This window comes from Stutzerimonas tianxiuensis, assembly GCF_053470365.1.
Window position 1 is genome coordinate 128,614 of sequence record NZ_JBPVWS010000003.1, and the last position, 24,619, is coordinate 153,232.

18 protein-coding genes are annotated in these 24,619 nt (G+C 60.0%); 7 read left to right on the top strand and 11 right to left on the bottom strand.

What is annotated here, in order from left to right:
- Positions 1-33: 33 nt before the first annotated feature.
- The 3 genes from ACSSNI_RS05730 (at position 34) to gntR (ending at position 3,513) form a co-directional block, all read left to right on the top strand.
- A complete protein-coding gene (locus tag ACSSNI_RS05730) occupies positions 34-1,311 on the top strand; it encodes a TRAP transporter large permease (RefSeq protein WP_102835383.1) in 1,278 nt (425 codons plus the stop codon).
- 51 nt (positions 1,312-1,362) lie between these two features.
- Entirely contained in the window at positions 1,363-2,379 is a 1,017-nt protein-coding gene (locus ACSSNI_RS05735; RefSeq protein WP_200636945.1) for a TRAP transporter substrate-binding protein, read from the top strand.
- A gap of 114 nt (positions 2,380-2,493) precedes the next feature.
- Positions 2,494-3,513: an HTH-type transcriptional regulator GntR gene (gene gntR, locus ACSSNI_RS05740; RefSeq protein WP_102835381.1), complete on the top strand. Its 1,020-nt coding sequence runs from the start codon at positions 2,494-2,496 to the stop codon at positions 3,511-3,513.
- Between the two features lie 54 nt (positions 3,514-3,567).
- On the opposite strand, the gene ACSSNI_RS05745 is transcribed toward gntR, so the two are convergent.
- Positions 3,568-4,482 (bottom strand): LysR family transcriptional regulator, encoded by a 915-nt coding sequence (locus ACSSNI_RS05745; RefSeq protein ID WP_019339258.1) that lies wholly within the window; start codon positions 4,480-4,482, stop codon positions 3,568-3,570.
- Positions 4,483-4,628: 146 nt separating this feature from the next.
- Here ACSSNI_RS05745 and ACSSNI_RS05750 point away from each other — a divergent pair, with 146 nt between their 5' ends.
- The gene (locus ACSSNI_RS05750) at positions 4,629-5,855 is read left to right on the top strand and encodes an acyl-CoA dehydrogenase (protein WP_148924086.1); all 1,227 of its coding nucleotides are present in this window, start codon (positions 4,629-4,631) and stop codon (positions 5,853-5,855) included.
- Positions 5,856-6,053: 198 nt separating this feature from the next.
- On the opposite strand, the gene xylB is transcribed toward ACSSNI_RS05750, so the two are convergent.
- The 10 genes from xylB to xthA form a co-directional block, all read right to left on the bottom strand.
- Entirely contained in the window at positions 6,054-7,577 is a 1,524-nt protein-coding gene (gene xylB / locus ACSSNI_RS05755; RefSeq protein ID WP_200636943.1) for a xylulokinase, read from the bottom strand.
- A 10-nt stretch (positions 7,578-7,587) separates the two neighbouring features.
- Entirely contained in the window at positions 7,588-9,066 is a 1,479-nt protein-coding gene (locus ACSSNI_RS05760; RefSeq protein ID WP_200636941.1) for a mannitol dehydrogenase family protein, read from the bottom strand.
- Between the two features lie 104 nt (positions 9,067-9,170).
- Positions 9,171-10,274 carry an ABC transporter ATP-binding protein gene (locus tag ACSSNI_RS05765; protein WP_102835378.1) on the bottom strand — a complete coding sequence of 368 codons (1,104 nt, stop codon included), beginning with the start codon at positions 10,272-10,274 and terminating at the stop codon, positions 9,171-9,173.
- A 37-nt stretch (positions 10,275-10,311) separates the two neighbouring features.
- Positions 10,312-11,145, bottom strand: a complete 834-nt coding sequence (locus ACSSNI_RS05770; RefSeq protein ID WP_200636939.1) for a carbohydrate ABC transporter permease — start codon at positions 11,143-11,145, stop codon at positions 10,312-10,314.
- Between the two features lie 10 nt (positions 11,146-11,155).
- Positions 11,156-12,100 (bottom strand): carbohydrate ABC transporter permease, encoded by a 945-nt coding sequence (locus ACSSNI_RS05775; protein WP_234484337.1) that lies wholly within the window; start codon positions 12,098-12,100, stop codon positions 11,156-11,158.
- Positions 12,101-12,172: 72 nt separating this feature from the next.
- Entirely contained in the window at positions 12,173-13,480 is a 1,308-nt protein-coding gene (locus ACSSNI_RS05780) for an ABC transporter substrate-binding protein (RefSeq protein WP_200636937.1), read from the bottom strand.
- 294 nt (positions 13,481-13,774) lie between these two features.
- Positions 13,775-14,680, bottom strand: coding sequence for an AraC family transcriptional regulator (locus ACSSNI_RS05785; RefSeq protein WP_200636935.1), 906 nt, complete (start codon positions 14,678-14,680; stop codon positions 13,775-13,777).
- A 69-nt stretch (positions 14,681-14,749) separates the two neighbouring features.
- On the bottom strand, positions 14,750-15,685 hold the full coding sequence (locus tag ACSSNI_RS05790) for a carbohydrate kinase family protein (protein ID WP_200636932.1): 936 nt from the start codon (positions 15,683-15,685) through the stop codon (positions 14,750-14,752).
- Positions 15,686-15,792: 107 nt separating this feature from the next.
- Entirely contained in the window at positions 15,793-17,163 is a 1,371-nt protein-coding gene (locus ACSSNI_RS05795) for a substrate-binding domain-containing protein (RefSeq protein WP_200636930.1), read from the bottom strand.
- Positions 17,164-17,310: 147 nt separating this feature from the next.
- The gene (xthA, locus tag ACSSNI_RS05800; RefSeq protein ID WP_200636928.1) at positions 17,311-18,126 is read right to left on the bottom strand and encodes an exodeoxyribonuclease III; all 816 of its coding nucleotides are present in this window, start codon (positions 18,124-18,126) and stop codon (positions 17,311-17,313) included.
- 147 nt (positions 18,127-18,273) lie between these two features.
- Between xthA and ACSSNI_RS05805 the strand changes: the two genes are divergently transcribed.
- From ACSSNI_RS05805 to ACSSNI_RS05815, 3 genes are all read left to right on the top strand, one after another.
- Positions 18,274-18,912, top strand: a complete 639-nt coding sequence (locus ACSSNI_RS05805; RefSeq protein ID WP_102835370.1) for a GNAT family N-acetyltransferase — start codon at positions 18,274-18,276, stop codon at positions 18,910-18,912.
- Positions 18,913-19,055: 143 nt separating this feature from the next.
- On the top strand, positions 19,056-20,783 hold the full coding sequence (locus tag ACSSNI_RS05810) for an autotransporter assembly complex protein TamA (RefSeq protein ID WP_200636926.1): 1,728 nt from the start codon (positions 19,056-19,058) through the stop codon (positions 20,781-20,783).
- Positions 20,780-24,472, top strand: coding sequence for a translocation/assembly module TamB domain-containing protein (locus tag ACSSNI_RS05815; RefSeq protein ID WP_234484336.1), 3,693 nt, complete (start codon positions 20,780-20,782; stop codon positions 24,470-24,472). The genes ACSSNI_RS05810 and ACSSNI_RS05815 overlap by 4 nt, the downstream gene beginning before the upstream one ends.
- Positions 24,473-24,619 lie beyond the last annotated feature (147 nt).

Sequence of the window (24,619 nt, forward strand, 5' to 3'; positions counted from 1 at the left end):
CAAAAAGGGCATACGCCCACCCGAGGTCCGTACATGACTGTCGTCGTCTTCCTTTCGTCATTGTTTGGCTTCATGGCCTTCGGCATGCCGATTGCCTTCGCGCTGATTCTCACCGGCGCGGTGCTGATGTGGTACCTGGATTTCTGGGATGTACAGCTGCTGGCGCAGAACCTTCAGGCTGGTGCTGACAGCTTTCCGTTGTTGGCCGTGCCTTTCTTCATTCTCGCCGGCGAACTGATGAATGCCGGCGGCATCTCGCGCCGGATCATCAACATGGCGCAGGCCTACTTTGGCCATAAGCGCGGCGGTCTCGGCTACGTGGCAATTGCGGCTTCGGTCCTGTTGGCGAGTATGTCCGGCTCGGCGCTGGCTGACACTGCAGCGCTGGCAACCTTGCTGCTGCCAATGATGCGCGAGCGCGGCTATCCGCTGAGTTCTTCCTCGGGTCTGGTGGCGGCGGGCGGCATCATCGCGCCGATCATCCCGCCGTCGATGCCGTTCGTGATCTACGGCGTTGTCACCAACACCTCGATCAGCCAGCTGTTTCTTGCCGGTATGGTTCCCGGCCTGATCATGGGCGCCGGGCTGGTCGTGGCCTGGACGCTGATCGCTCGCAAGATCGAAGAGCCGCCACAAGCGAAGGCCAGCGGAGCCGAACGTCGCAAGGCCCTTGTCGATGGTGCGGCTGCTTTGATGCTGCCGGTGATCATCGTGGGTGGCTTGCGCTTTGGCCTGTTCACGCCGACCGAGGCGGCAGTGGTAGCGGCAGTCTACGCGTTGCTGGTATCGACCCTGCTGTACCGAGAGCTGAGCTGGAGCGGTGTGGTCGAGGTGTTGACCCGTGCCAGTCGGACCACTGCTTCGGTGATGTTCCTTTGCGCCGCGGCGATCGTCTCCGCCTACATGATCACGCTGGCCCAGCTGCCAGACGAAATCGCTTCGATGCTCGGCCCGCTGGCTGAAGACCCGAAGCTGCTGATGGTTGCCATCATGGTGCTGATGATCGCCATCGGCATGGTGCTCGACTTGACTCCGACCATTCTGATCCTTGGGCCGGTACTGGCGCCGATTGCGGTGAAGGCCGGCATCAATCCGGTGTACTTCGGCGTGATGTTCGTGCTGATCGGCTCGATCGGGCTGATCACGCCGCCCGTCGGTACCGTACTCAACGTCGTCGGCGGAATAGGGCGGCTGCGCATGGAAACGCTGGTGCGTGGTGTTATCCCGTTCTTCCTCATCTATCTGGCCATCGTCGTCCTGTTGATTGCAGTGCCGTCGATCATCACCGTGCCGTTGGAATGGCTACGGTGACCGAGGCATGAGCTTCAACCCTCCATCCACAACAACAAAAGGTAAGTGAACATGAAACGATTTCTCATCGCGGCCCTGGCCGCCACTACGCTTAGCAGCGCCATCACTGCAGTGACCGCTCAGGCAGCCGATGATATCCGGCCACGGATGATTCGCTTCGGTTACGGACTCAACGAAGACAGCAACCAGGGCCGTGCCGCGAAGCTGCTTGCCGAGGAGATCGCCAAGGCGTCCGATGGCAAACTCAAGGTTCGTACGTTCGGCTCTGCCAGTCTGGGCTCCGATGATCAGATGCAGAACGCACTGATGGGCGGCGCTCAGGAAATGATGGTCGGCTCGACGGCGACCCTCGTCGGTGTGGCTGAGGAAATGGCGGTGTGGGACACGCCGTTCCTTTTCGAGAGCGAAAAACAGGCCGACTACGTGCTGGATGGCCCGGTCGGTCAAAAGGTCATGGATGCGCTTGAAGAGAAAGGGCTCGTGGGCCTGGCCTACTGGGAGAACGGCTTCCGTAACCTGACCAACAACGTGCGTCCGGTCGAGAAGATGGAAGACTTCGACGGCATCAAACTGCGCGTTATGCCGAACCCAGTGTTTATCGACACCTTCAAGCAGATGGGCGCAAACGCCGTCCCACTGCCGTTCTCCGAGCTGTTCACGGCACTGGAAACCAAGGCCGTCGACGGTCAGGAAAACCCCTATAACACCATCCTCTCGTCCAAGTTCTACGAGGTGCAGAAGTACCTGAGCGTGACCAATCACGTGTACAGCCCCTGGATCGTGACGGCATCCAAGCGCTGGTGGGATGGCCTGTCGAAAACCGAGCAGGACATCATCATGGAGGCGGCAAAGACCGCTCGTGATTCGGAGCGTGAAGACACTCGCGCCGAAGCCCGCGAAGCCTTGGCCAAGATCAAAGAGCAAGGCATGGAAGTGAACAAGGTCAGCCCAGAGGAAATCCAGCGCATGCGCGAGAAGGCCAAGCCGGCGATCCAGACCGTGATCGATACCGTTGGCGAGCCGCTGTTCAACGAAGTACAGGCAGCGATCGAAAAAGCGCCGAAGTAACCAGTTGCACCCCATCCAGGCCGTGTGAATGCTGGCGTCTGTCAGTGCTCACCTGGCCTGCTTCGGGGCGCCTTCCCGTATAGAATCTCCGCCTCCTCGTAGCTGGATTTCACCATGAGTTCTCGCCGTCGCCGCTCGCTGGAGCGGGCCACCTTGTCCGACGTGGCTCGCAGTGCCGGTTGTTCGCTGATGTCCGCCTCGCGTGCGCTGTCGCAACCCGAACGGGTGTCGGACGCCCTGCGCGAGCGAGTGATGGCAGCGGTAAAGGCCTTGGGCTACGTCCCGCATACAGCGGCGCGCAACCTGGCAAGCGCACGCTCGAATCTTGTCGCAGTGATCATTCCGTCACTGTCGAACGCCGTATTCGTCGACACCGTCGAAGCCATTCAGCGCGTGCTAATGCCGGCAGGTTACGAGCTGATGATCGGCGTCAGTCATTACCATCCCGAAGAAGACGAGCGCCTGTTGCGTGCCTACCTTGCCCATCAGCCGGCAGGGTTGCTGGTCACCGGCTTCGAGCGCAGCGATGCCGCACGCGAAGTGCTCGGCAGCTACACCAGCCCGATCGTGACCTTGATGGAACTGAGCGACGGTGAGGAAGAATACTGCGTCGGTTTCTCCCAATTGGAAGCCGGTGCGGCCATGACCCGCAAGTTGCTCGACCGCGGCTATCGCAACATTGCGTTCGCAGCCGCGCAACTCGACCCCCGAACCCTGCAACGTGCCGAGGGTTATCGGCAGGTCATGCGCGGGGCCTCGCTTTACGATGCCGCACTTGAGGTGCTCACGCCGCAGGTGTCATCCATCGGGCTTGGTGCCGAGTTGCTTGATCGGTTACTGGCGCAGCATCCCGAGATCGATGCGATCTTCTTCAATAATGACGATCTGGCGTTGGGCGCGCTCTTTCGCGCTCGCCAGCTGAGTTTGGCCGTGCCGGAGCGGCTGGCGATTGCCGGTTTCAACGATCTGCCGGCCGCCGCCTGGATGCATCCGGCGCTGACCACGGTACGCACCATCCGCGGCGAGATCGGCAAGCTGGCCGGGCAAATGCTGCTGAGCCTGATGCGCGGCGAGTCGCCACCGCAACGGCGTATTGATGTGGGTTTTGAAGTGGTGATGCGCGAAAGCGCATGAGGAAAACCGGCACGCCTTGCACGTGCCGGTCAATTTAGCGTCTACGCTGGCAAATCAGTCGGCCTGCTGCGCCGCAGTGACCTGCTGAGCGATCTCGATCATCTGTTCGCGCATCCAGCGGTTGGCCGGGTCCTGATCGGTGCTCTCGTGCCAGTAAATGTGTGTCTCCAACGGTGGGATGTCCACTGGCAAGGGCACCTGGTACAGATCATGACGCCGGGCGAAACGCTCCGGAACCGTCACCGCCATGTCGGTCTGTTGAATCACTTGGGTGGCCATCATGTAATGCTGGGAGCGCAAAGCGATTTTGCGCTGTTGCCCCATCTTGCCGAGCGCCAGGTCGACCATGCCCAGCCCGCTGCGCCGGCTGGAAATATGAATGTGTGACAGCGACAGATATTCCTCGACGCTGAGCTTGTCCTTCGCCAGCGGGTGCCCGCGGCGCATGGCACAGACATAGCGGTCTTCCAGCAGCTTGACGTGGCGCACCTGGGGATCGGTGTTGAGAGGGGCGTCCATGGCGAAGTCCAGACGGCCGGCCGCCAACTCTTTGGTGGTTTCGCGGCGCTTGGCGAGCATGCTTTCGATCTTCACGTTTGGCGCCAGCCGACGCAGTCTTTGGAACAGCGGCGGCAGCACTACGGCCTCGGTAAGGTCGGTCATGCTGATGCGAAAGGTCTTGTTCGCCTGCAGCGGATTGAAGGTGCGGCTTTCCTGCACCGAGACTCGCAGCAACTGCAGTGCGTTGCGCACCGGTCCGATGATGTTCTGCGCCATCGGAGTCGGCACCATGCCCTGTGCGGTTCGCACGAACAGCGGATCGTTGAAGGTTTCCCGCAGGCGTGCCAGGGCGTTGGAAACGGCTGGCTGGGTAATGCCGACGATCTGCCCGGCGCGGGTCAGGTTGGCCTCGGTGTAGATGGCGTCGAAGACAATGAATAGATTCAGATCGACCTTGTTCAGGTTCATTGTTGTGCTCTCTGGCGTGTATCGGAATTCGCCGATCATATATCGGTGATGAATGTTTATACACGAGGAAAATAGCTTAGATAAATCAACAAGCCTCCTCTAGCATTCAAAATTACAAAACATTACCTGCCAGAAGGTTATCGCCCATGGATTTCGCCTACTCCCCGAAGGTTCAAGAGCTGAGAGAGCGCGTGCAAGCGTTCATGGATGCTCACGTCTATCCCGCCGAAAAGGTCTTCTATCAGCAGGTCGCAGAGGGTGATCGCTGGCAGCCGACCGCCATCGTCGAGGAGCTCAAGGCCAAGGCAAAAGCCGAAGGGCTGTGGAACCTGTTTCTGCCAGATTCCGAGCTGGGCGCCGGCCTGACCAACACCGAATACGCGCCGCTGGCTGAAATCATGGGCAGCTCGGGCCTTGGCCCAGAAGCATTCAACTGCTCAGCGCCGGACACCGGCAACATGGAAGTGCTGGTTCGCTACGGCAGCGAAGCGCACAAAAAGCAGTGGCTGGAGCCATTGCTGCGCGGCGAGATCCGTTCCGCCTTCGGCATGACCGAACCAGGCGTGGCTTCGTCCGACGCGACCAATATGGAAGCCCGTGCGGTCCGCGAGGGTGACGAGTGGGTGATCAATGGCCGCAAGTGGTGGACATCTGGTGCCTGCGACCCTCGCTGCAAAGTGATGATCTTCATGGGCCTCACCAACCCCGACGCCCCTCGCCACCAACAGCATTCGATGATCCTCGTACCGATGGATGCGCCGGGTCTGAAAGTGCTGCGTCCGCTCCCGGTGTTTGGCTATGACGACGCGCCCCACGGGCACGCCGAAGTCCTGCTGGAAAACGTTCGTGTGCCGTACGAGAACGTGCTGCTGGGCGAGGGCCGCGGTTTCGAGATCGCTCAGGGCCGCCTTGGTCCAGGCCGTATTCACCATTGCATGCGCTCCGTCGGTTGTGCCGAGCGTGCATTGAAACTGATGTGCGAGCGCTCCGTGAACCGGACCGCGTTCGGCAAACCACTGGCACGGCTGGGCGCCAACCTCGATCACATCGCCGAGTGCCGGATCGAGATCAACATGGCGCGCTTGCTGACGCTCAATGCCGCATACATGATGGACACTGTCGGCAACAAGATCGCCGCGAGCGAAATAGCGCAGATCAAGGTCGTGGCGCCAAACGTCGCGCTCAAGGTGATCGACCGCGCCATTCAGATTCACGGCGGTGCCGGAGTGTCCGAGGACTTCCCGCTGGCACATTGGTGGGCCATGCAACGCACCCTGCGCCTGGCTGACGGCCCGGACGAAGTCCACCGTGCATCGATCGCCAAGCATGAGCTGGGCAAGTATTTCCCGCGGGAAATGCTCCGCAGCCGCTAAGCGGTCGGTCGCACCAAGCAAAAGATAGGAGCAAAGCCACGCGAGTGGCTTTGCTTTTTTATGGACCCTCACTTTTGGTGATAACGAGGCAGCACTAGCAGCGGCATGCTGCTGTTATAAACAGCCCCGGTAGGAGCGAGCTTGCCAGCGAACAAGACCTGGGATTATCCCCCCGTACTGCCTCCACTTCAGCCGCTCTCAAGGCGCCACAGTGCTCAGGCCCGGGGGAGTTTGCTGTCTATAGGTGTCGGTGATCAGGCGCCGATAACGCCGGTAGGTCTGTTCATAAGCCTCGACAGCATTGGCGGACGGCACGACAGCAGTCGCCTCATCAACACTGACGCAACGCTCGCATAGCGCTGTGAGGCTGGCTTGCGGATCGATCTGTCTCGCATGGCACCAGGCGGCCTGGATCGCACCACCCAATGCGGCGGCTTCGCTGTGGGTGGTACAGACCACCGGAGTCGCCATCATGTCGGCAACCATCTGCCGCCACAGCGTACTCTTCGCGCCGCCGCCGATAAGCTGGATGCGTTCGCTGCGAATCCCGCTGTCGCGTAGCAGATCCAACCCATAGCGCAGGCCGAACGTCACGCCTTCGATCACCGCTCGACAGAGATTGCTGCGGGTGAAGTTATCCGCTGTCAGGCCATGCAGGGTGGCTGTGGCCTGGGGAAGGGCGGGGACACGTTCGCCGTTGAGAAACGGCAGCATGGTCACGCCTTCGGCGCCTATTGGAGCTTCAGCGGCCAGCGCGTTGAACTGCTCAAGATCAAGCTGCAACAAATCCCGAATGGCCCCGTTTGCGTTGGTCAGGTTCATCGTGCAGATCAACGGCAACCAGCCGCCGCTGGATGAACAGAAGGTCGCGACTGACGGCTGTGGGCTGATACGCGGCTGGTCGGTAAAGGCGTACAACGTGCCCGAAGTGCCGAGGCTCATGGTGATAGCGCCTGAACTGATATTCCCCGTGCCGATCGCACCCATCATGTTGTCGCCACCACCGCTCGACACGATGGCTTGTGGGTTCAAGCCCAGGCGTTTTGCCAGTTCTGCACGCAGTAGGCCGATTGGCCTGTCTGACTCGATCAACTCTGGCAGCGCCGCTTCGATGCGGCCGCCCGGATCGATATGCCGCAAGATCTTGAAGTCCCATTTCCGGGTACGTACGTTGAAATAGCCGGTACCTGAGGCGTCGCCGTACTCGCTACTGCACCGTCCGGTGAGCCAGTAATTGAGAAAATCGTGGGGCAACAGCACGTGCGCGATCCGTTCGAACAGCGCTGGATGCTGTTCTTTCATCCAGAGCAGCTTGGAGACGGTATAGCCCGGCGCTATGACCACGCCGAGGCGCTCAAGCGAACCCTGTTCGCCGCCCAGCCAGTCGAGCAGGCGTTGATTTTCGTTCGCTGATTCGGTATCGCACCAGAGTTTGGCGGGGCGTAGCACCTTGCCGTCGGCATCAAGCGTGACCAAGCCATGTTGTTGTCCCGAGACCCCAATACCAAGTATTCGACTACCGTCCACGCCAGCTTCAGCCAGAGCGGCTGCGGTGGCCTTCTCGAACGCTGAAATCCATTGCTCGGTATCCTGTTCGCGACGCCCATTCGGCCCGCTGATCAGCTCGTGGCTCGCAGAGCCTTGGCCTAGGACGCGTCCGCTGGTGGCATCGAGCAGCAATGCTTTGGTGCCCTGGGTTCCGCAGTCGATACCGAGATACATGGAGTCGACCTCAGCGCGTTAGCAACAGATCGAGCGTTCCGCTGACACCCAGCGTCCTCAGCCTCAGAAGGTTGCGCTCGAACGCATCGTGAAACGCCGGAGAGCGGGGGATCTGGGCGCCAAAGATTTCTTCACGACTCAGCAACCGCTCGGCGACCCCTTCATCCTCCTCGACCAACGTTTGGCAGAACTCGGCGCGTGGATCGGGAATGCTGTACCGGGTGCCGTTCTCGTCGACGCCTTTGAGGTACATCGCCCAGGCAGCGACGACCAGTGCCGCGCGGTCCAATTCTGCATTGTCAGCGATCAGCCGGTTGATGGTCGGCACGGTAAACTTGGGAAACTTTGATGAACCGTCCGAGCAGACCCGCTCAAGCTGATCGGCGATCGCGCAGTTCGAGAACCGTTCGATCAGGGTCTGCTTGTACTCGGTCAGGTCGATACCGGGCACATGGGCAAGCTGCGGCGTGACGTCTTCGTCCATGTAGCGGCGGATGTACTCGACGAACAGCGGGTCGGCCATGGTTTCATGAACGAACCGATAGCCGCGCAGAAACCCCAGGTAGGTTAGCGCCAGATGGCTGCCATTGAGCAGCTTGATTTTCATCTCCTCGTAGGGCGCTACGTCGTCGGTGAACTGCACGCCAACCTTGTCCCAGGCAGGCCGGCCGGCGACGAAGTTGTCCTCCAGCACCCACTGGACGAAAGGTTCGCAGACCACTGGCCAGGCGTCGTCGATGCTGTGCTGCTGCTTCAGATTCTTGCGGTGCGTTGCGCTGGTCATCGGCGTAATGCGGTCGACCATGGCATTGGGAAAGCTGACGTTGCTTTCAATCCAGTCAGCCAGCTCTGGATCGATCAGATTAGCGAAGGCCAGGGTTGCCTTGCGGGTAACGTCACCATTGTGGGGCAGGTTATCGCAGGACATTACCGTAAACGGTCCCGTGCCTTCGCCACGACGTCTGGCGAGCGCCGCGCAGAGCAGGCCGAACACGCTGATTGGCGTTCGCGGATTCTCCAGATCATGCTGGATGTGCGGCAGCGAGGCGTTGAACTGACCGGTGCTGTCATCCAGACAGTACCCGCCCTCGGTAATGGTCAACGAGACGATGCGGATGGCCGGATCGGCAAGGCGTGCAACCACCGCTTCAGAGCCATCGCGAGGAACCAGCAGCATGTCGCGGAGGCTGCCAATGACTCGAACTTCAGTGTCCGGCCGGTCATCAAGCTCCACCAGCGTATAGAGATGGTTCTGCGAGGCGAGCGCGTCACGCATGGGCAGCTCATCGACACGAGTGCCAATGCCGCAGATGCCCCAATCGAGACCTTCGCCTGTGTTCATCAGCGCATCGGTATAGGCCGCCTGATGGGCACGATGAAAACCACCTACTCCGATGTGTGCGATACCGGCCGTAACCGATTCAAGCGTGTAGGAGGGGCGGGCGATATGTACCGGCAGCTGCGGCAGGTTCTGTTCATTCAGCTTCATGTCAGGCCTCGCTGGGCGTGGAAGGGGGATAGCCGGCGGTGTGATCGCTGCCGTGATAGCAGCGATTGGTCTGCGAGATGGCTGTGGCTAGATCGGGTTGGTTATCAGGCGACCTGTTGCAGCGGCTGGCCGACAGCCAAGCCATTGCTATCGAACAAGTGGCAATGGCTGGCATCCAGCACCAGGGTCAACGGCTCGCCATAACGCGGCGTGAAATCGCCACGGATACGCATCGTCAGCGGCTCGCGTGTCTCGGTAATTACATGGCAATAGGTATCGCTGCCCAGTCGCTCGCTGACATCGGCCTTTACCGTCAGCTGGCAACTACCTTCGCTACCGCGGTTGAGGTGCTCCGGACGAATGCCCAACGTAACCGGGTCGCCTACCGCCAATGCAGCGCCGCCCAGCGGGAGAAACAGGCGGCAACCGGCTTCCAGGTCGACTTCCACACCGGTGGCTTCGGCCCGGCTAATACGGCCTTTGAGGAAACCCATTTTCGGTGTGCCGAGAAAGCCTGCGACGAACAGGTTCGCCGGATGGTGGTAGAGCTCCATGGGCGAGCCGACCTGCTCGATGCGCCCGCCGTTGAGCACCACGACCTTGTCGGCGAGGGTCATGGCTTCGACCTGATCGTGGGTCACGTAGATCATCGTGGCCTGCAGCTCTTGATGCAGGCGCGACAGCTCGAGGCGCATCTGCACACGCAGTGCCGCGTCGAGGTTCGACAGCGGTTCGTCGAACAGAAACACCTTTGGATTACGCACGATGGCGCGGCCAATCGCGACACGTTGGCGCTGACCACCGGAAAGCTGGCGCGGTTTGCGCTCCAGCAACGGTTCCAATTCAAGGGTGCGCGCTGCCGCTTCGATCTTGCTGGCGACTTCTTTTTTGTCCGCCCCCGCCAGGTCGAGCGCGAAGGACATGTTCTTGCGCACCGTCATGTGCGGATACAGCGCGTAGGTCTGGAAGACCATGGCCAAGTCACGCTTGGCCGGGCTGAGATCGGTGATGTCACGGCCATCGAGTTCGATTTTCCCGCTGCTGACTTCCTCCAATCCCGCAATCAGGCGCAGCAGCGTGGACTTGCCGCAGCCGGACGGGCCGACGAAAACGACGAACTCCCGGTCGCGGATATCCAGATCGATGCCCTTGATGATGTCGTTGCCGTCGAAGCTTTTCTTCAGGTTGTGGACTTTCAGATCTGCCATGTTCGAATCCTCTGTTGTTCTTTTTGGCTCGTCGGCGTCACTTGACCGCGCCGAACGACAGGCCACGGACCAGCTGTTTCTGACTGATCCAGCCGAATATCAGGATGGGTGCGCAGGCGAGGGTGGATACGGCCGAAAGCTTGGCCCAGAACAGCCCTTCGGGACTGGAATAGGAGGCGATCAGGGCAGTCAGCGGGGCGGCATTGGACGATGTGAGGTTCAGCGACCAGAAGGCCTCGTTCCAGCTCAGGATCAGCGACAGCAACATGGTGGAAGCGAGGCCGCCTTTGCTGATCGGCAGGAGCACGCGAACCATTTCCTGCATTAGCGTGGCGCCGTCCATTCGGGCCGCTTCGAGAATGTCGCGAGGGATGTCCTTGAAGTAGGTGTAAATCATCCACACCAGAATCGGCAGGTTGATGAGCGTGTAGATCACAATCAGCACCGTGCGGCTGTCGAGCAGGCCGAACTGTTTGGCCAGCAGATAGATCGGCACCAGCACGCCCACTGGTGGCAGCATCTTGGTCGACAGCATCCACAAGAGTGTGCCCTTGGTCCGCTTGGTCTCGTAGAAGGCCATGGAATAGGCCGCGGGAATGGCGATCAGCATGCCCAGCGCAGTTGCACCGAAGGAAATGGTTACCGAGTTCCAGGCGTACCTGAAGTAGCCGCTGCGGTCCTGGATTTCCAGGTAGTTCTCAAGCGTTGGCGTGAAGATGAACTGTGGCGGCGTCGCGAAGGCGTCAATCTCGGTCTTCAGGCTGGTCAGCAGCATCCAGAAGATCGGGAAGAACAGCAGCAACGCGATAGCCCAGGCGAACATCCCTACCACCAGGGTATTGATGCGGCGACTTTGTTTGAGCGTCAGCATCGGTCTGTCCTCAGTATTTTTCGGTGAGATTCTTGCCGAGCATCCGCACCAGGATGATCGCCGCGATATTTGCAATTACCACTGCGATCAGGCCGCCGGCTGATGCCATGCCAACGTCGAACTGCAGCAGCGCCTGGGTGTAGATCAGGTAGGCGAGGTTCGTGGAGGCGTAGCCGGGACCACCGCTGGTGGTGGTGAAGATCTCGGCGAAAACGGAAAGCAGGAATATGGTCTCGATCATCACCACTACGGCGATGGGGCGCGCCAGGTGCGGCAATGTCAGGTGCCAGAAGATGGCGACCGGGCCGGCCCCATCGAGGCGAGCGGCTTCCTTCTGCTCCTGATCCAGAGACTGCATGGCGGTCATCAGAATGAGGATCGCGAAGGGCAGCCACTGCCAGGACACGATGATGATGATCGAGAGCAGCGGATGTTGGGCCAACCAGTCGATCGGCTGCGCCCCGAAGAACTTCCAGACTGCGGCGAGGATGCCGGATACCGGATGGTAGATCAGGTTTTTCCAAACCAGGGCGCTGACGGTCGGCATGATGAAGAACGGCGAAATCAGCAGTACGCGAACGATGCCGCGGCCGGCGAAATCAGCCGCCTCCAGCAATGCGGAGATCAGCACGCCGAGCACGACGCTGATCAGCAGCACACTGCCGACCAGCAGCAAGGTGTTGATCATGCCGGGCATGAAGCCCGCATCCGTCAGGAAGTAATGGAAGTTCTCCAGCCCGACGAAATCATTCTCGCCGGGATAGAGCAGGTTGTAGCGAATCACAGAGAAATAGACCGTCATCGACAGCGGTACCAGCATCCACAGCAGTAACAGCGCAACGGACGGGCTGACGAGGAACCAGCTGGGTGCGAACCGGCGCAGCTTGCGCTCGTTCGACTCGCTTGCCGTATCGGTAACAGGGGCCTTGGGCAAGGCTGTGGTCGTGGTAGCCATGGGCGTGCTCCGGCTGAAAGAAGGCCATGAGGGCTCAGCTGAGCCCTGTCCGGTGGGATGCCTACTGTCGGTCTACTTCGGGTAGCCGGCGCGCTTCATTTCACGCGTGGTCGTTTGCTGCACAGCCGTCAGCATCTGTTCGACTGGCATTTGCCCGGTAAGCGCGGCGGAGAACATCTTGCCGACCTGTGTGCCAATGGCTTGGAACTCGGGGATGGTCACCAATTGAATGCCGACATAAGGCACCGGTTTTGCGGATGGTGAGGCCGGATCAGCTTGCTTCAGTGATTCAAGGGTGATCTTGGCAAAGGGGGCGGCCGCCATGTATTCCTCGCTGTAGGTGGACTCCCGGGTGCCCGGCGGCACGTTGGTGACGCCGTCGGTCTTGGCCACCAGGTCAGCGTAAGACTGGGAAGTGGCCCAGGCGGCGAAAGTTTTGGCGGCGTCTTTTTTCTGCGAGCTGGTTGGAATGGCCAACGCCCAGGAGTAGAGCCAGGCTGAGCCTTTGTCGGTCGTCTGCTGTGGCGCGAACGTGAAGCCGACTTTCTCAGCAACCTTGCTCTGTGAAGCATCGGTAACGAACGAGCCGGCGACGGTGGCATCCACCCACATGGCGCACTTGCCACTATTGAACAGCGCCAGGTTTTCGTTAAAGCCGTTGCTGGATGCGCCTGGTGGGCCATATTTGCTTAGCAGGTCGACGTAGAAATTGGCGGCTTTGGTCCATTCCGGCCCGTTGAATTCGGGCTGCCATTTTTCATCGAACCATCGCGCGCCAAACGAATTGGCCACGGTGGTGACCAGTGCCATGTTCTCGCCCCAACCAGCCTTGCCGCGCAGGCAGATGCCGTATTGCTCTTCGCCTGGCTTATGCAGCTTCTCGGCGAATTCAGCCATCTGCGTCCAGGTCGGGTGCTCCGGCATGTCCAGTCCGGCCTTTTCGAACAGATCGGTGCGGTAGTAGGTCATCGAGCTTTCGGCATAAAACGGCAGGGCATAGAGGGTGCCATCGACCGAAAGGCCCTCGCGCACAGAGGGGAAGATATCGTCGAGGTTGTAGTTATCAGGAAGGTCGGTCATGGGCGCCAACCAGCCTTTGTCGCCCCAGAGCGAGGCCTCGTACATGCCGATGGTGAGGACGTCGAACTGACCGCCCTGGGTGGCAATGTCTGTGGTCAGGCGCTGGCGCAGGACGTTTTCTTCCAATACGACCCAATTGAGGTCAATGTCGGGATACTGTTCTTCGAAGGTCTTGGACAGGCGCTGCATACGGATCATGTCAGCGTTGTTGACGGTGGCGACGGTCAAGGTCTCGGCGGCTTGCGTCGCGCTAATGACTGCGATGCAGGTGGTTCCGATCAGCAATTTTGCGAGTTTCATCTAGGGCTCCTCTTCCGCAGCCGGAGGGCGGAAGCACTTATTGTTTTTGTTGTTGCTCGCTTACTGCCGTACGAGCGGCTCACGAGCATTACAACGCCAGGGATGTCAGGTCACAAAGCCCTGACTGCACGTCATCTGGTACTTTCTTGCACTCCTTTATCAGTGATTAAAGGCAAGTGACGAGCACATCCAAGCACCGCGAAGCGACGCAGCTGTGCCAAGCCTGCGGTCGGCATAACCAAAAAGGGCGAAGCGTAACGTCATCTTTGTTGCGGCAGGGAGCGAGGATGCGTATCAGCTGGCGAGGTTCTGCTCGGTCAGTCGCTGCTCCACTAGGCGGCGATAACAGGACGGCGTCATGCCCTTTAGTTGCTGGAAGCGGCGGTTGAAGTTGGACAGGTTGTTGAAGCCTGACTCGAAGCAGACATCAGTGACCGGTTTGTCGTTATCGAGCAGCAACTCGCAGGATTTGCTGATGCGCAGACTGTTGACGAACTCGACGTAGCAACGGCCAGTGGCACGTTTAAAAAAACGCGAAAAGTAGGTGGGTTTCATACCCAGATGACCGGCGACTTCCTCGAGAGGCAGCTCACGCATGTAGTTGTCGAAGATGTAATTGACCGCCATGTTGGTTCGATCGGCATGGTGTTCGTCGCCGAGCTGTGCCGAGGTAGCGCCGGAGAGCAGCTGGTAGTCTTCGCAGCTGGCGAGCAGCTCCAGCATGATCAGGAAATAGCCGAGGCGGGTGGCACCCCGGCTGTCAGCAACCCGGTGCATCAGTTTGCTGGCCTCGGCAATGGTGTGAGGGCAGCGATACTCGATCCCGTAGCGCGAACGTTCGAGCATTGGTGTCAGGCTGCGCAATTCGGAAAAGACGTTATGGCCTGCTTCGAATAATTCATCGGTGAAGTTAACCAGCATGTCCCGCTTGGCGACGACCTCACCTTCGTCGACCTGGCTGATCCAGTTATGTGGCAGATTTGGCCCGGTGAGAAACAGGCTGTCGGGACCAAAATTGCCGACGTAGTCTCCGACGAACACCTTCCCTGAGCTGGCTACGATCAGGTGCAGTTCGTATTCCTTGTGGTTGTGCCAGCGCACAAGCGGACAGGGAAAGCCATGCTCTCGGTAGATCAGTGAGTTGCCATGGTGATCATCCATCAGTTCGTAGGATGGGTCGGAGATCTTCAACGCTTTCATGTCTGGTTCCGTCGCCCTTATTCTTGTCCCCTTGGGGTTATAGACGTTCGTGCTGTTGCGGCCAACCTGTCAGACAATTTCGTATCGGTAGGGTAGATCCGGGCCGCGACGGGAGCAGGTGATCGCCGCAGCCTGGACAGCAAACGCCAGCAAGGCCTGTAGTTGATCGCGCTGAATCTGCGCCAACGCTTGGGCGGTATCCAGCTGCTGGTCATGCAGAAAGCTCAGCAGGGCGGCCTGAAAGGTATCGCCCGCGCCAACCGTATCGCGCACGGTGACAGCTACTGCGGTTACATAAAACTCGCCATGGCGACGGCTGAACAACTGAGCGCCTTCTCGGCCTCTGGTCAGCGCCACCAGTTCACAGCTTCCTTGCAACCAGCGCTTGGCAATGGACTCGGGGGCTTCGCCGGGATAGAGCAAAGCCAGATCCTCATCGCTGACTTTGATGAGATGCGCCAGCGCGGCTATCGCCTCGACGCGCTCGCGCCAGCGGGCCAAGTCCGGTTCGACGTTCAGGCGGATGTTTGGGTCGAGCGAAATGAGCCGGCGCTTGTTTTCGCGGCGCACCAGCGACAGTAGGGTGTCGGCGATCGGGGCGGTCACGATCGAGTAGGAACCGAGGTGGATGCCGCGGATCTCCTCGCTGAGCGGGGCGAGATGCTCCTCGCGCGGCAGGCGATCAGCGCAACCTTCGCCGCGAAAACTGTAGACGGGAGAACCGTTGGCGCCCAGTGCGACCATCGCCAGTGTGGTGGGTGCATCGAAGTCGATCAGGTAGTGCCTATCGACCCCTTCGTCTTCGAGAACTTGTCGAAGTTGCTGGCCCAAGTGGTCTTGAGACATGCCAGCGAACAGAGCCGACGGCGTCCCCAAACGCGAGAGGCCGACTGCTACGTTAAAGGGGGAGCCGCCAGCCACCGCGTCGAGACTCAGGCGATTGCGGGGGGCGCCTCCCGGGGCTACAAAAACGTCGAACAGGGCTTCGCCACAAACCAGATACATGATCGTTTCCGCTGCTGGAAATCGTCCGAGCTTAATCGTGCTGGCGTCGACGTAACAGTACGCCGCTGGCTATCGACCGATACGATCTTGCACCGGCACCAGATCGCTCAATACACCCATACTTCGACGCGGCGGTTCTTGATGCGGCCGCTCGGCGTATTCGAGGCTACTGGAAGATAATCTCCTAAGCCGTTGATTTCTTTCACAAGTACCCCGCCTCTAGCAAGCTCTCTACGTACGGCCATGGCGCGAAGTTTGGAGAGCAAAGCGGTACGCGCCGGCTCGCCGCGAGCGTCACCGAATCCAACCAGCACCGCTGCGCTCATCGTTTTGTTGGTGCTCTGCAGATAGTTAATTAGGCGCTCCACGTCACGTTGCGCCTTGTTGTCCAGCCGTGCGCTGCCTTCATCGAAGCGGAAATTCACCGTTAACCGCTGCGCCTGGCTGGCGAGGGTCTGATACGGCTGCGGCATGTCAGGAGAGGGCGAGAGGCTGATCGCGTCGATGGCCTGTCCAATGTAGCCAGATTTAGCAACGATGGCCTGGCCAGCGGCGCTGTGCACGAAGCTCAGAAAGGTCCGGGTCCATTGCGACTGCTGCACCGGATTGGCGTAAAAAAACAGCCGCCGCGACAACGGATAATCTTCAGTCGCCACTAACGCTTTGCTGGGCAGCATAGGCTGAGAATCGCCGTCGGCTATCGCCAGCGCGCGGGCTTTGCCTACCGATGCCAGGCCAACGAAACCGATCGCACCGGGACGGCTGCTGACGATCTGCGAAAGCTGATCATTGGATTCATAGCGGGCGGCGTCCGCGGCCAGTGTCTTGCCTTGGACGCTCAGTACCAGCTCCTTGAAAGTGTCGTAGGTGCCCGACTGATCATCCCGTGCATGCAGCTCGACCGGAACGTCCTTCCCGCCGAGCGCTTTCCAACTACGAATCTCGCCGGCAAACAGGCTAGCGACTTGCTCAACGCTGAGGGAGGAGACCGGGTTGTCCGGGCTGACGATGATCGCCAACCCGTCAATGGCAATCACCTGTTCGGCGTCTGCGCTGCGTAGATCGCCCAAGCTGGCGAGACTTGCATGCTCGCTGTCCTTGATCGGGCGCGAAGCGGCGGCGAGATCGGAGGAACCGTCCTTGAGCCCGGCGAACCCGGTGCCGGTGCCGTGTGCTGCAACCAGTGCTTGATAAGTTCGGCCGGAGCTGTCGACGGCACTGATACGCTGTTCGTTCTCCTTGCCGGCTGGGCTGACCCGTACCGAATTCAGGCCCTGCGCTTCGAAAAAACCGGCTAGAAGCATCGGCGCGAGCTTCGCACCGACCGTATTCGATCCCTGTATGCGCAGCACTGGACTGTTGGCAGCAGGCGCAGCCAATGGCTCACCTAGCGCGAGCGGGCTGGCGCAAAGCAGGCCGAAGACCCACAGGCACAGCGCCCGTTTCCTTATGGCGCTGGCGGACGCTGAAGCTGTCATGCGACGACTCTCCCTTTCAAAGAAGCGGGGGAGATTAAGACGCTTTGCTTACCGTTATGTGACAGCTGGCTGCGATGGATCGAAGATGTCGATCAGCTCGCAAATATGCGTTTTGGGCTCGGCGCGCGTGCGGCATCGCACGCGCAGTTATTGGCCCAGCTCGATCCAGACGGGGCAATGGTCCGACGGCTTTTCCATGCTGCGGATGTCATAGTCGACTCCGCAATCCGTGACGCGCTTGTGCAGGCCCGCGGTGGTCAGGATCAGGTCAATGCGCAGCCCCCGGCGTGGGTCGTCTTCGAAGCCTCGGCTGCGGTAGTCAAACCAGCTGAAGCGATCAACCACTTCAGGATTCAGCGTGCGAAAGCTGTCCTGCAGACCCCAGTTCTTCAAGCGTGTCAGCCACTCGCGTTCCTCCGGCAGGAAGCTGCACTTGCCCGTGCGCAGCCAGCGTTTGGCGTTTACCTCACCAATGCCGATGTCGCAGTCTTCGGGTGAGATGTTGAAGTCGCCCATCACGGCTACGGATTGCTCAGGGGTAAAACGTTCTTCCAGCAGCGCCTGGAGGTCGGCATAGAACTTGGTCTTGGCCGGAAATTTGGTGGGGTGGATGCGGCTCTCGCCCTGAGGGAAATAACCGTTCATGACCGTAACCGGCTCGCCATTGCTGTCTGCGAACCGACCCCAGATGAAGCGCTTCTGCGATTCCTCGCCATCGCCGGGAAAGCCCTTGTGGATTTCCAGCGGGGCCTGTCGTGACAACAGCGCGACACCGTAATGACCTTTCTGGCCATGAAAATGGACGTGATAACCAAGCGCTTCTATCTCGGCCTGTGGGAACTGTTCGTCAGACACCTTGGTTTCCTGCAAGCCAATCACGTCAGGCTGATGCTTCTCGATGATTGCGGAAAGCTGATGAGGTCTGGCTCTTAAACCATTGATATTGAAAGAAACAAGCATCATCGACTGTGGCTCCGGCAAAACCGCGATTCTACTGGCTATGGCGGCGCTGCGGCGAGCCGTAATCATCAAACCAGGTTCTCCCCCGGCAAGACTCCGATGCGGCTGCTAACGTGAAATCAGCCCCAGTGACATAACAAGAGAACCGCCATGCCGATGACTGCAGAAGTACGAATGCTCGACAGTGGTTACGCCAGGGAAATCCGCTCGCTTCTGTATAACGCCTATCGACACGAACCGACCTTCGCTTATTTGTTCGAGGCTGATCGCCCCGGCTACGAGCAGCGTGTTCGCGCAACCGTGCGCGAGCTGGTCAATCAGCACTTGCTGCAGGACCAACCGGCGTTGGGGTTGTTGCTCGATGACCGGCTGATTGCTGCCGCGCTGATCGCGCCACCACAGCGTCGACTGGACATCACCGAAAGCTGGGCGTGGCGAATGCGCATGCTGCTTACTGCAGGCTTCCGCTGTACACGGCGCTATCTTGATTACCACGCTGCGGTGCTGGGTTGTCTGCCACCAGGGAATTTCCATGTGTTGCCGCTGATGGCGGTCCATCCCAAGTGCCAGGGACAACACTATGGAGAACAGCTGCTCGAAGCGTTGCACAACTGGTGTGCCGCGGACGCCGCATCGGAGGGCCTGGTGATCGACACCGGCAACTCACGCTACCTCAACTTCTACGCACGTCAGGGTTATGAAGACATCGGCCAGGTAGCCATCGGTCCGGTGGTCGAACATGTGTTCTTCCATCCGGCGCCGCGACAGGTCGAGGCATCCAGCGGTTAGAACGAATTTTGCGCAGGGGCGACAGTCGTACTGATGTTGTCCAAAGAAGTGCTCCCATGCTTTTGCCTAACGCTGCATATGCCGTGCTACACGTATCGCCACCTGGCCAACGCCTAGTGCGCAGCGTGCTAGCATCCCTGGCCATGCCTATTCGTATCCTTCGCCGAACCTTTCCGGCGGGCCTCTTCTTGTGCTGTGCATCTACGGTGTACGCCGCTGAACTTGACGTCCAAGTCACGCCATCCAACAGTGCGCTGCGTGAAAACGTCGAGAACTACATCGGCGAACTGGGCGATCGCAACGAAGAAGAGTTGCTGCGTTACAGCCGCATTGCTCAGGAGCAGGCGAACAAAGCGCTGCAGGCGTTGGGCTATTACCACGCCGTTATCGAAACCAGGGTCGCTGATGGGGAAGTTCCCCGATTGACGCTGCGAATCAAGCCCGGCGAGCCAGTTCGCCTGCGTGATATCACGTTGCAGGTCAACGGGCCGGCCGCCGAGCTGCAAGCGTTTCGAGTGCCGCGCAACACCTTGAAGCCAGGCGCCGTGCTCAATCATGGGCAGTACGAAGCGGTCAAGCAACGGATCCTCAACCAGGCCTCACGCTATGGGTTTTTCGACGGACGCTTCGAGCGCCAACGGCTGGCGATCAACCCTGATACGAACGCCGCCGACGTAGAACTGGTGTTCAACAGCGGGCCACGCTACGTGCTCGGGGATGTGGGTTTTGAAGGAGACTCGCCTTTTGATCCGGACTTGCTGGAGCGCATGGTGCCGTTCGATCCCGGCACGCCGTATGACTCGGAACTGATCGCCGAACTCAACCAGGCGATGCAGTCCAGCGGCTACTTCGAAGGCGTCCGGGTCGATGCCAACCCGGCTAACGCCGACCAGCAACGCATTCCCGTTGCGGTGCAGCTAACGACGCGAGAGCCGCGCACGCTCGGACTTGGTTTGGGCTACTCAACCGATGTCGGCCCGCGAATACGTTTCGACTTTACCCGCCATTGGGTCAACCCCCAGGGCCACAGCTATGGCATCGAGTCCGAACTGTCCGCGCCGCGGCAGAACATCGGTCTGTTCTATGACGTACCGCTGGACCCACCGTTGACCGACAAACTGCGCTATGCGGCCGGCTATCAATACGAAGAGCTGAGTGATAAGGACAGTCTTAGTCGTCTATTGACGGTTGGGCCAGAGTGGCACCGCCGACTGCCCAGCGGTTGGCAGCGCGTCTGGGCGTTGAAGTGGCGCCATGAGCAGTACGAGCTGGGCGATGATTCGGGTGTCAGCACCTTGTTGATGCCAGGTGTGTCTTACAGCTTTCTGCGCAGCGACAACCGCCTCGATCCCAGCCATGGCTATCGCTTGAGGTTCGAACTGGGGGCGGCGAAGGAGGGCGTGTTCTCGGACGCTGATCTGGTTCATGCCAACGCGACGGTCAAGGGGCTGACCACGCTGGGTGCCCGGCATCGTTTTTTAGGTCGGGTGGAAGTGGGCGGGAACTGGACTGACGAATACACCAACGTGCCGCCATCGCTGCGCTATTTTGCCGGTGGTGACCAAAGCGTGCGGGGTTACGACTACCAGAGCCTGTCGCCGACCAACTCGGATGGCGACCGAATCGGCGGACGTTATCAGCTCGCGGTCAGCGCTGAATATCAGTATTCACTGACCGAGAAATGGCGCCTGGCGACCTTTGTCGATCAGGGTAATTCGTTCAACTCGATGGAGTTGCCAAGTCTCAAAAGCAGCGTGGGCGTCGGTGTTCGATGGGTTTCGCCAGTCGGGCCGATTCGCGTTGACCTCGCTCATCCGCTGGACGGCGAGGGCGGAGTTCGCCTGCACTTTTCCATGGGGCCAGAGCTTTGAGGCGTAGTGCGAAAATCGTCAGTGGGTTGTTGTTGGCCATACTGGCGCTGCTGCTGGTGGTCGTTTTGACGGTCTTGCTGGTGCTCGGAACGAACACGGGCAGCCGTTGGACGTTGAGCAAAGTGCCTGGGCTGCAGCTTGAGGCATTCACGGGTCGCCTCGGTGGTCACTGGCAGGCGGATCGTCTGGTCTGGGAACAGGCGGGTCGCCGGGTCGAAGTGGCGTCGCCGCGCATGAACTGGTCGCCCAGTTGTTTGCTGAGCAAGGCCCTTTGTATTGATGAGCTGGTCACCGGCGATATCGATCTCACTTTTCCTCCTGCTCCGAAGGACGAAGCAGCCAGCGAACCCTTCAATCTTCCAGATCTCGATTTACCACTCGAGCTGCGTCTTGACCGCGTCGATATCGGCGCGATCAATCTCAACGGCGTTCAACAGATGCAGGGCGCGGAGTTGCAGGCGGACTGGGACGAAGAGGGCCTGGTCGTTCGAATGCTGGAGGTTCGCCGTCAAGATGTGGCAATTGAACTTTCGGGCCGGTTGCAGACCAGAGCCGACTGGCCACTGGCGCTAAGTGGCACCGCGGCGATTCGCTCGCCAAACGAGCAGCCCTGGGCAGTGAAGTTCGAGGCCGACGGCGAGTTGCGTGAGCATCTCATGGTCGACGTGCAAAGCCAGGGCTATCTGCAGGCCAAGCTCAGCGGATGGGTGAGGCCTCTGGAACCGGAGTTACCAGCGAACCTGCTGCTGGCGGTGGAGCGTTTCAAGGCCGCCCCTGCGCTGCCCGATGCCTTGCGCCTGGAGGCGCTTGAGCTGACCGTTAAAGGAGACATGGAACAGGGCTATCGCCTGGTGGGCGATGGAAGCCTGCAGGGCGAGGGCGGTCCGGTGGCTCTTGCACTCAAGGCATTGGTCGATTTGGCCCATGCCGATATCGAAACCCTCACATTGACTGCCGGCGAGCAGCAACACGTTGATCTGAACGGCCGGATCGATTGGCACGAGGGGCTGGATGCTGAGGCGCAGCTGGCCTGGCGTAACTTCCCCTGGCGCCGGCTCTATCCCGACATCGAAGAGCCTCCCGTGACACTGCGAACCCTCGACGCGCAGATCCAGTACGACGATGGCAGTTACCTGGGCAATTTCAACGCGGCGCTGACCGGTCCCTCCGGCGACTTCACGTTGCAAAGCCCAGTCAGTGGTGACCTTGAAATCGTTCATCTGCCGCAGCTGCAACTGCAGGCTGGACAGGGCAAGGCCGAAGGAAATCTCAGCGTCGGGTTCGCTGATGGAGTCGATTGGACGACCCGTCTCGAGCTGAGCGAACTCGATCCGTCTTACTGGGTCGCAGAGCTGCCGGGAACCATCGGCGGCACGCTCAGTAGTAGCGGCGCCTTGCGAGAGGACAATCTGCAAGCCGACGCCGCCCTCGATTTGAATGGCACGTTGCGCGAGCAGACGCTCAGGTTTCAACTGCAGGCGAGCGGTGAGAATACGACTTGGAGTCTGCCGGCGATCGATTTGCGTCTGGGCGACAACCGCATTCAGGGGAATGGCCTCTGGGCCGAGACGCTTGAGGCGAACCTGGCCATTGATCTGTCACGTCTCGGCCAGCTCTGGCCTGATTTGAACGGCAGAATGACCGGAAACCTTGACCTGTCGGGCACGCCGGACGCACCGCAGGGAAAGCTTGTGCTGAGTAGCACCGGTGTCGCGTTTCAGGACAATCGAGTCGATCAACTGCAAATGACCGCGAGCCTGTCCCAGGGCGAGCGTGGCCAGCTTAGCCTCGACGCGAAAGGCTTACAGTCTGGAGCAACTGATATCGGCGAGTTGCAGCTGAGCGCCGAAGGCACGCCAGCAGCACATCAGGCCAGACTGCAGCTGCAGGGCCCCTTACTCGACCTGTCGCTGGCGTTGGCCGGCGGGCTTGAAGGAGGCGATTGGCGGGGTCGGTTGATGGAAGCCGAGCTGGATGCCCAGGGACAGCAATGGGCACTGCGCGATCCCGCGTCGCTGCAGCGATTGGCGAGCGGCAAGATCACCTTCGGCGCGCATTGCTGGGCCTCGGGTCAGGCCACGCTGTGTGCCGATGACCAGCAACTGCAACCTGACCCGCAGTTGCGCTATCGCCTGCGCGACTTTCCGCTTGAGTCGCTGGCCGAATACCTGCCGGACAATCTGATCTGGCAGGGCGAAGTCAATGCTGATCTAGCGCTGGATCTGCCGAGCGCGGGTCCAAGCGGGTCTATCCGTGTCGACGCCGGTCCTGGCATGTTGCGCATGCGCGATGGCGAGCAGTGGCTCGATTTTCCCTATCAGACCTTGTCACTGAACAGCCAGCTGACGCCGAAACAGGTCGACAGCAGGTTGAACTTCGAGGGCGGGGATCTCGGCGATCTGGATGTTCGACTGCAGGTGGACCCTAGCGGCGAGGTCAAGCCGATCTCTGGCAATTTCGTGTTAAGCGATTTCGATCTTTCCGTTATCCGGCCTTTCGTTGCGCAGGTCGAGCGGCTTGACGGCCAACTGAATGGCAATGGTCAGATTTCGGGCACGCTGCGGAAGCCGCAGATCAACGGAGAGCTGAGGCTCACTGATGGCGAGATTGCCGGCGCCGAGCTGCCGGTCAGCTTCGAGCAACTGCAGGTCACCGCAGTCATCGACGGCGAGCGGGTCCGTGTCGATGGTGACTGGCGCAGCGGCGAGCAGGGCCAGGGACAGATTGCGGGAACGATTGATTGGGCGCAGGCGCTGGACCTCGATCTGCGTATCAACGGCAGTCAATTGCCTGTGATCGTCGAACCCTATGCTGAGCTCGAAATTGCGCCCGATCTGCGCATTCAGTTGGCTGGTGAGCAGTTGGCCGTAAGCGGGAAGCTTCGGGTGCCCCGCGGCGAAATTACTGTCCGCGAGCTACCACCCTCAACGGTGAAGGTGTCAGAGGATGCGGTTATCGTTGGCGCCGAAGCGCAAGAGACAAAGCCCCCCTTGGCGATTCGCATGGATGTGGACGTCGAAGTCGGGCAGGACAGGCTGCGCTTTTCCGGCTTCGGCCTTACGGCGGATCTTGCCGGCTACCTTCACATAGGTGACGACTTCGATGCGCGCGGGGAGCTCAGCTTCAACAAGGGCCGTTACCGCGCCTACGGCCAGCGTCTGACGATCCGTCGCGCCCGGTTGTTGTTCACCGGTGTGCTGTCGCAACCCTACTTGGATATCGAAGCCATTCGGCGTATCGAAGACGAGAATGTCATTGCTGGGCTGCGTATTACCGGCAGTGCAGAGCAGCCACGCGTCGATGTATTTGCCGAGCCTGCGATGAGTCAGGAGCAGGCATTGTCGTATCTGGTACTTGGCCGGCCCTTGGGCGCCGAGACGGGTGACAGCAACCTGCTGGCCCAAGCGGCCCTTGGACTCGGCTTGGCCGGCAGTGCGTCGATTACCGGCAACGTCGCGCAACGCCTGGGTATCGAAGACTTTCAGCTGGACACTGAGGGTAGCGGCACAGACACCAGCGTGGTGGCGAGCGGGAAGCTGTCCGATCGGTTGACGTTACGTTACGGCGTTGGGGTATTCGAGCCTGCTAATACGGTCGCTTTGCGCTATCAGTTGACCAAGCGGATTTTCCTTGAGGCGGCCAGCGGACTCGCCAGTTCGCTGGACGTGTTCTATAGACGCGATTTCTGACTATTAGCTAACCAAAAACCATCGCTTATCGGCTGGCTTTGACGCTGTTGTGGGCTACGCTGGAAGGCTTCCGTATGCGGCTATCTGGGGTGCGATCACAAGCTGACCCGTCGGTCGTTCGTGTGCGCTCAGCATCCGCTGTGGATC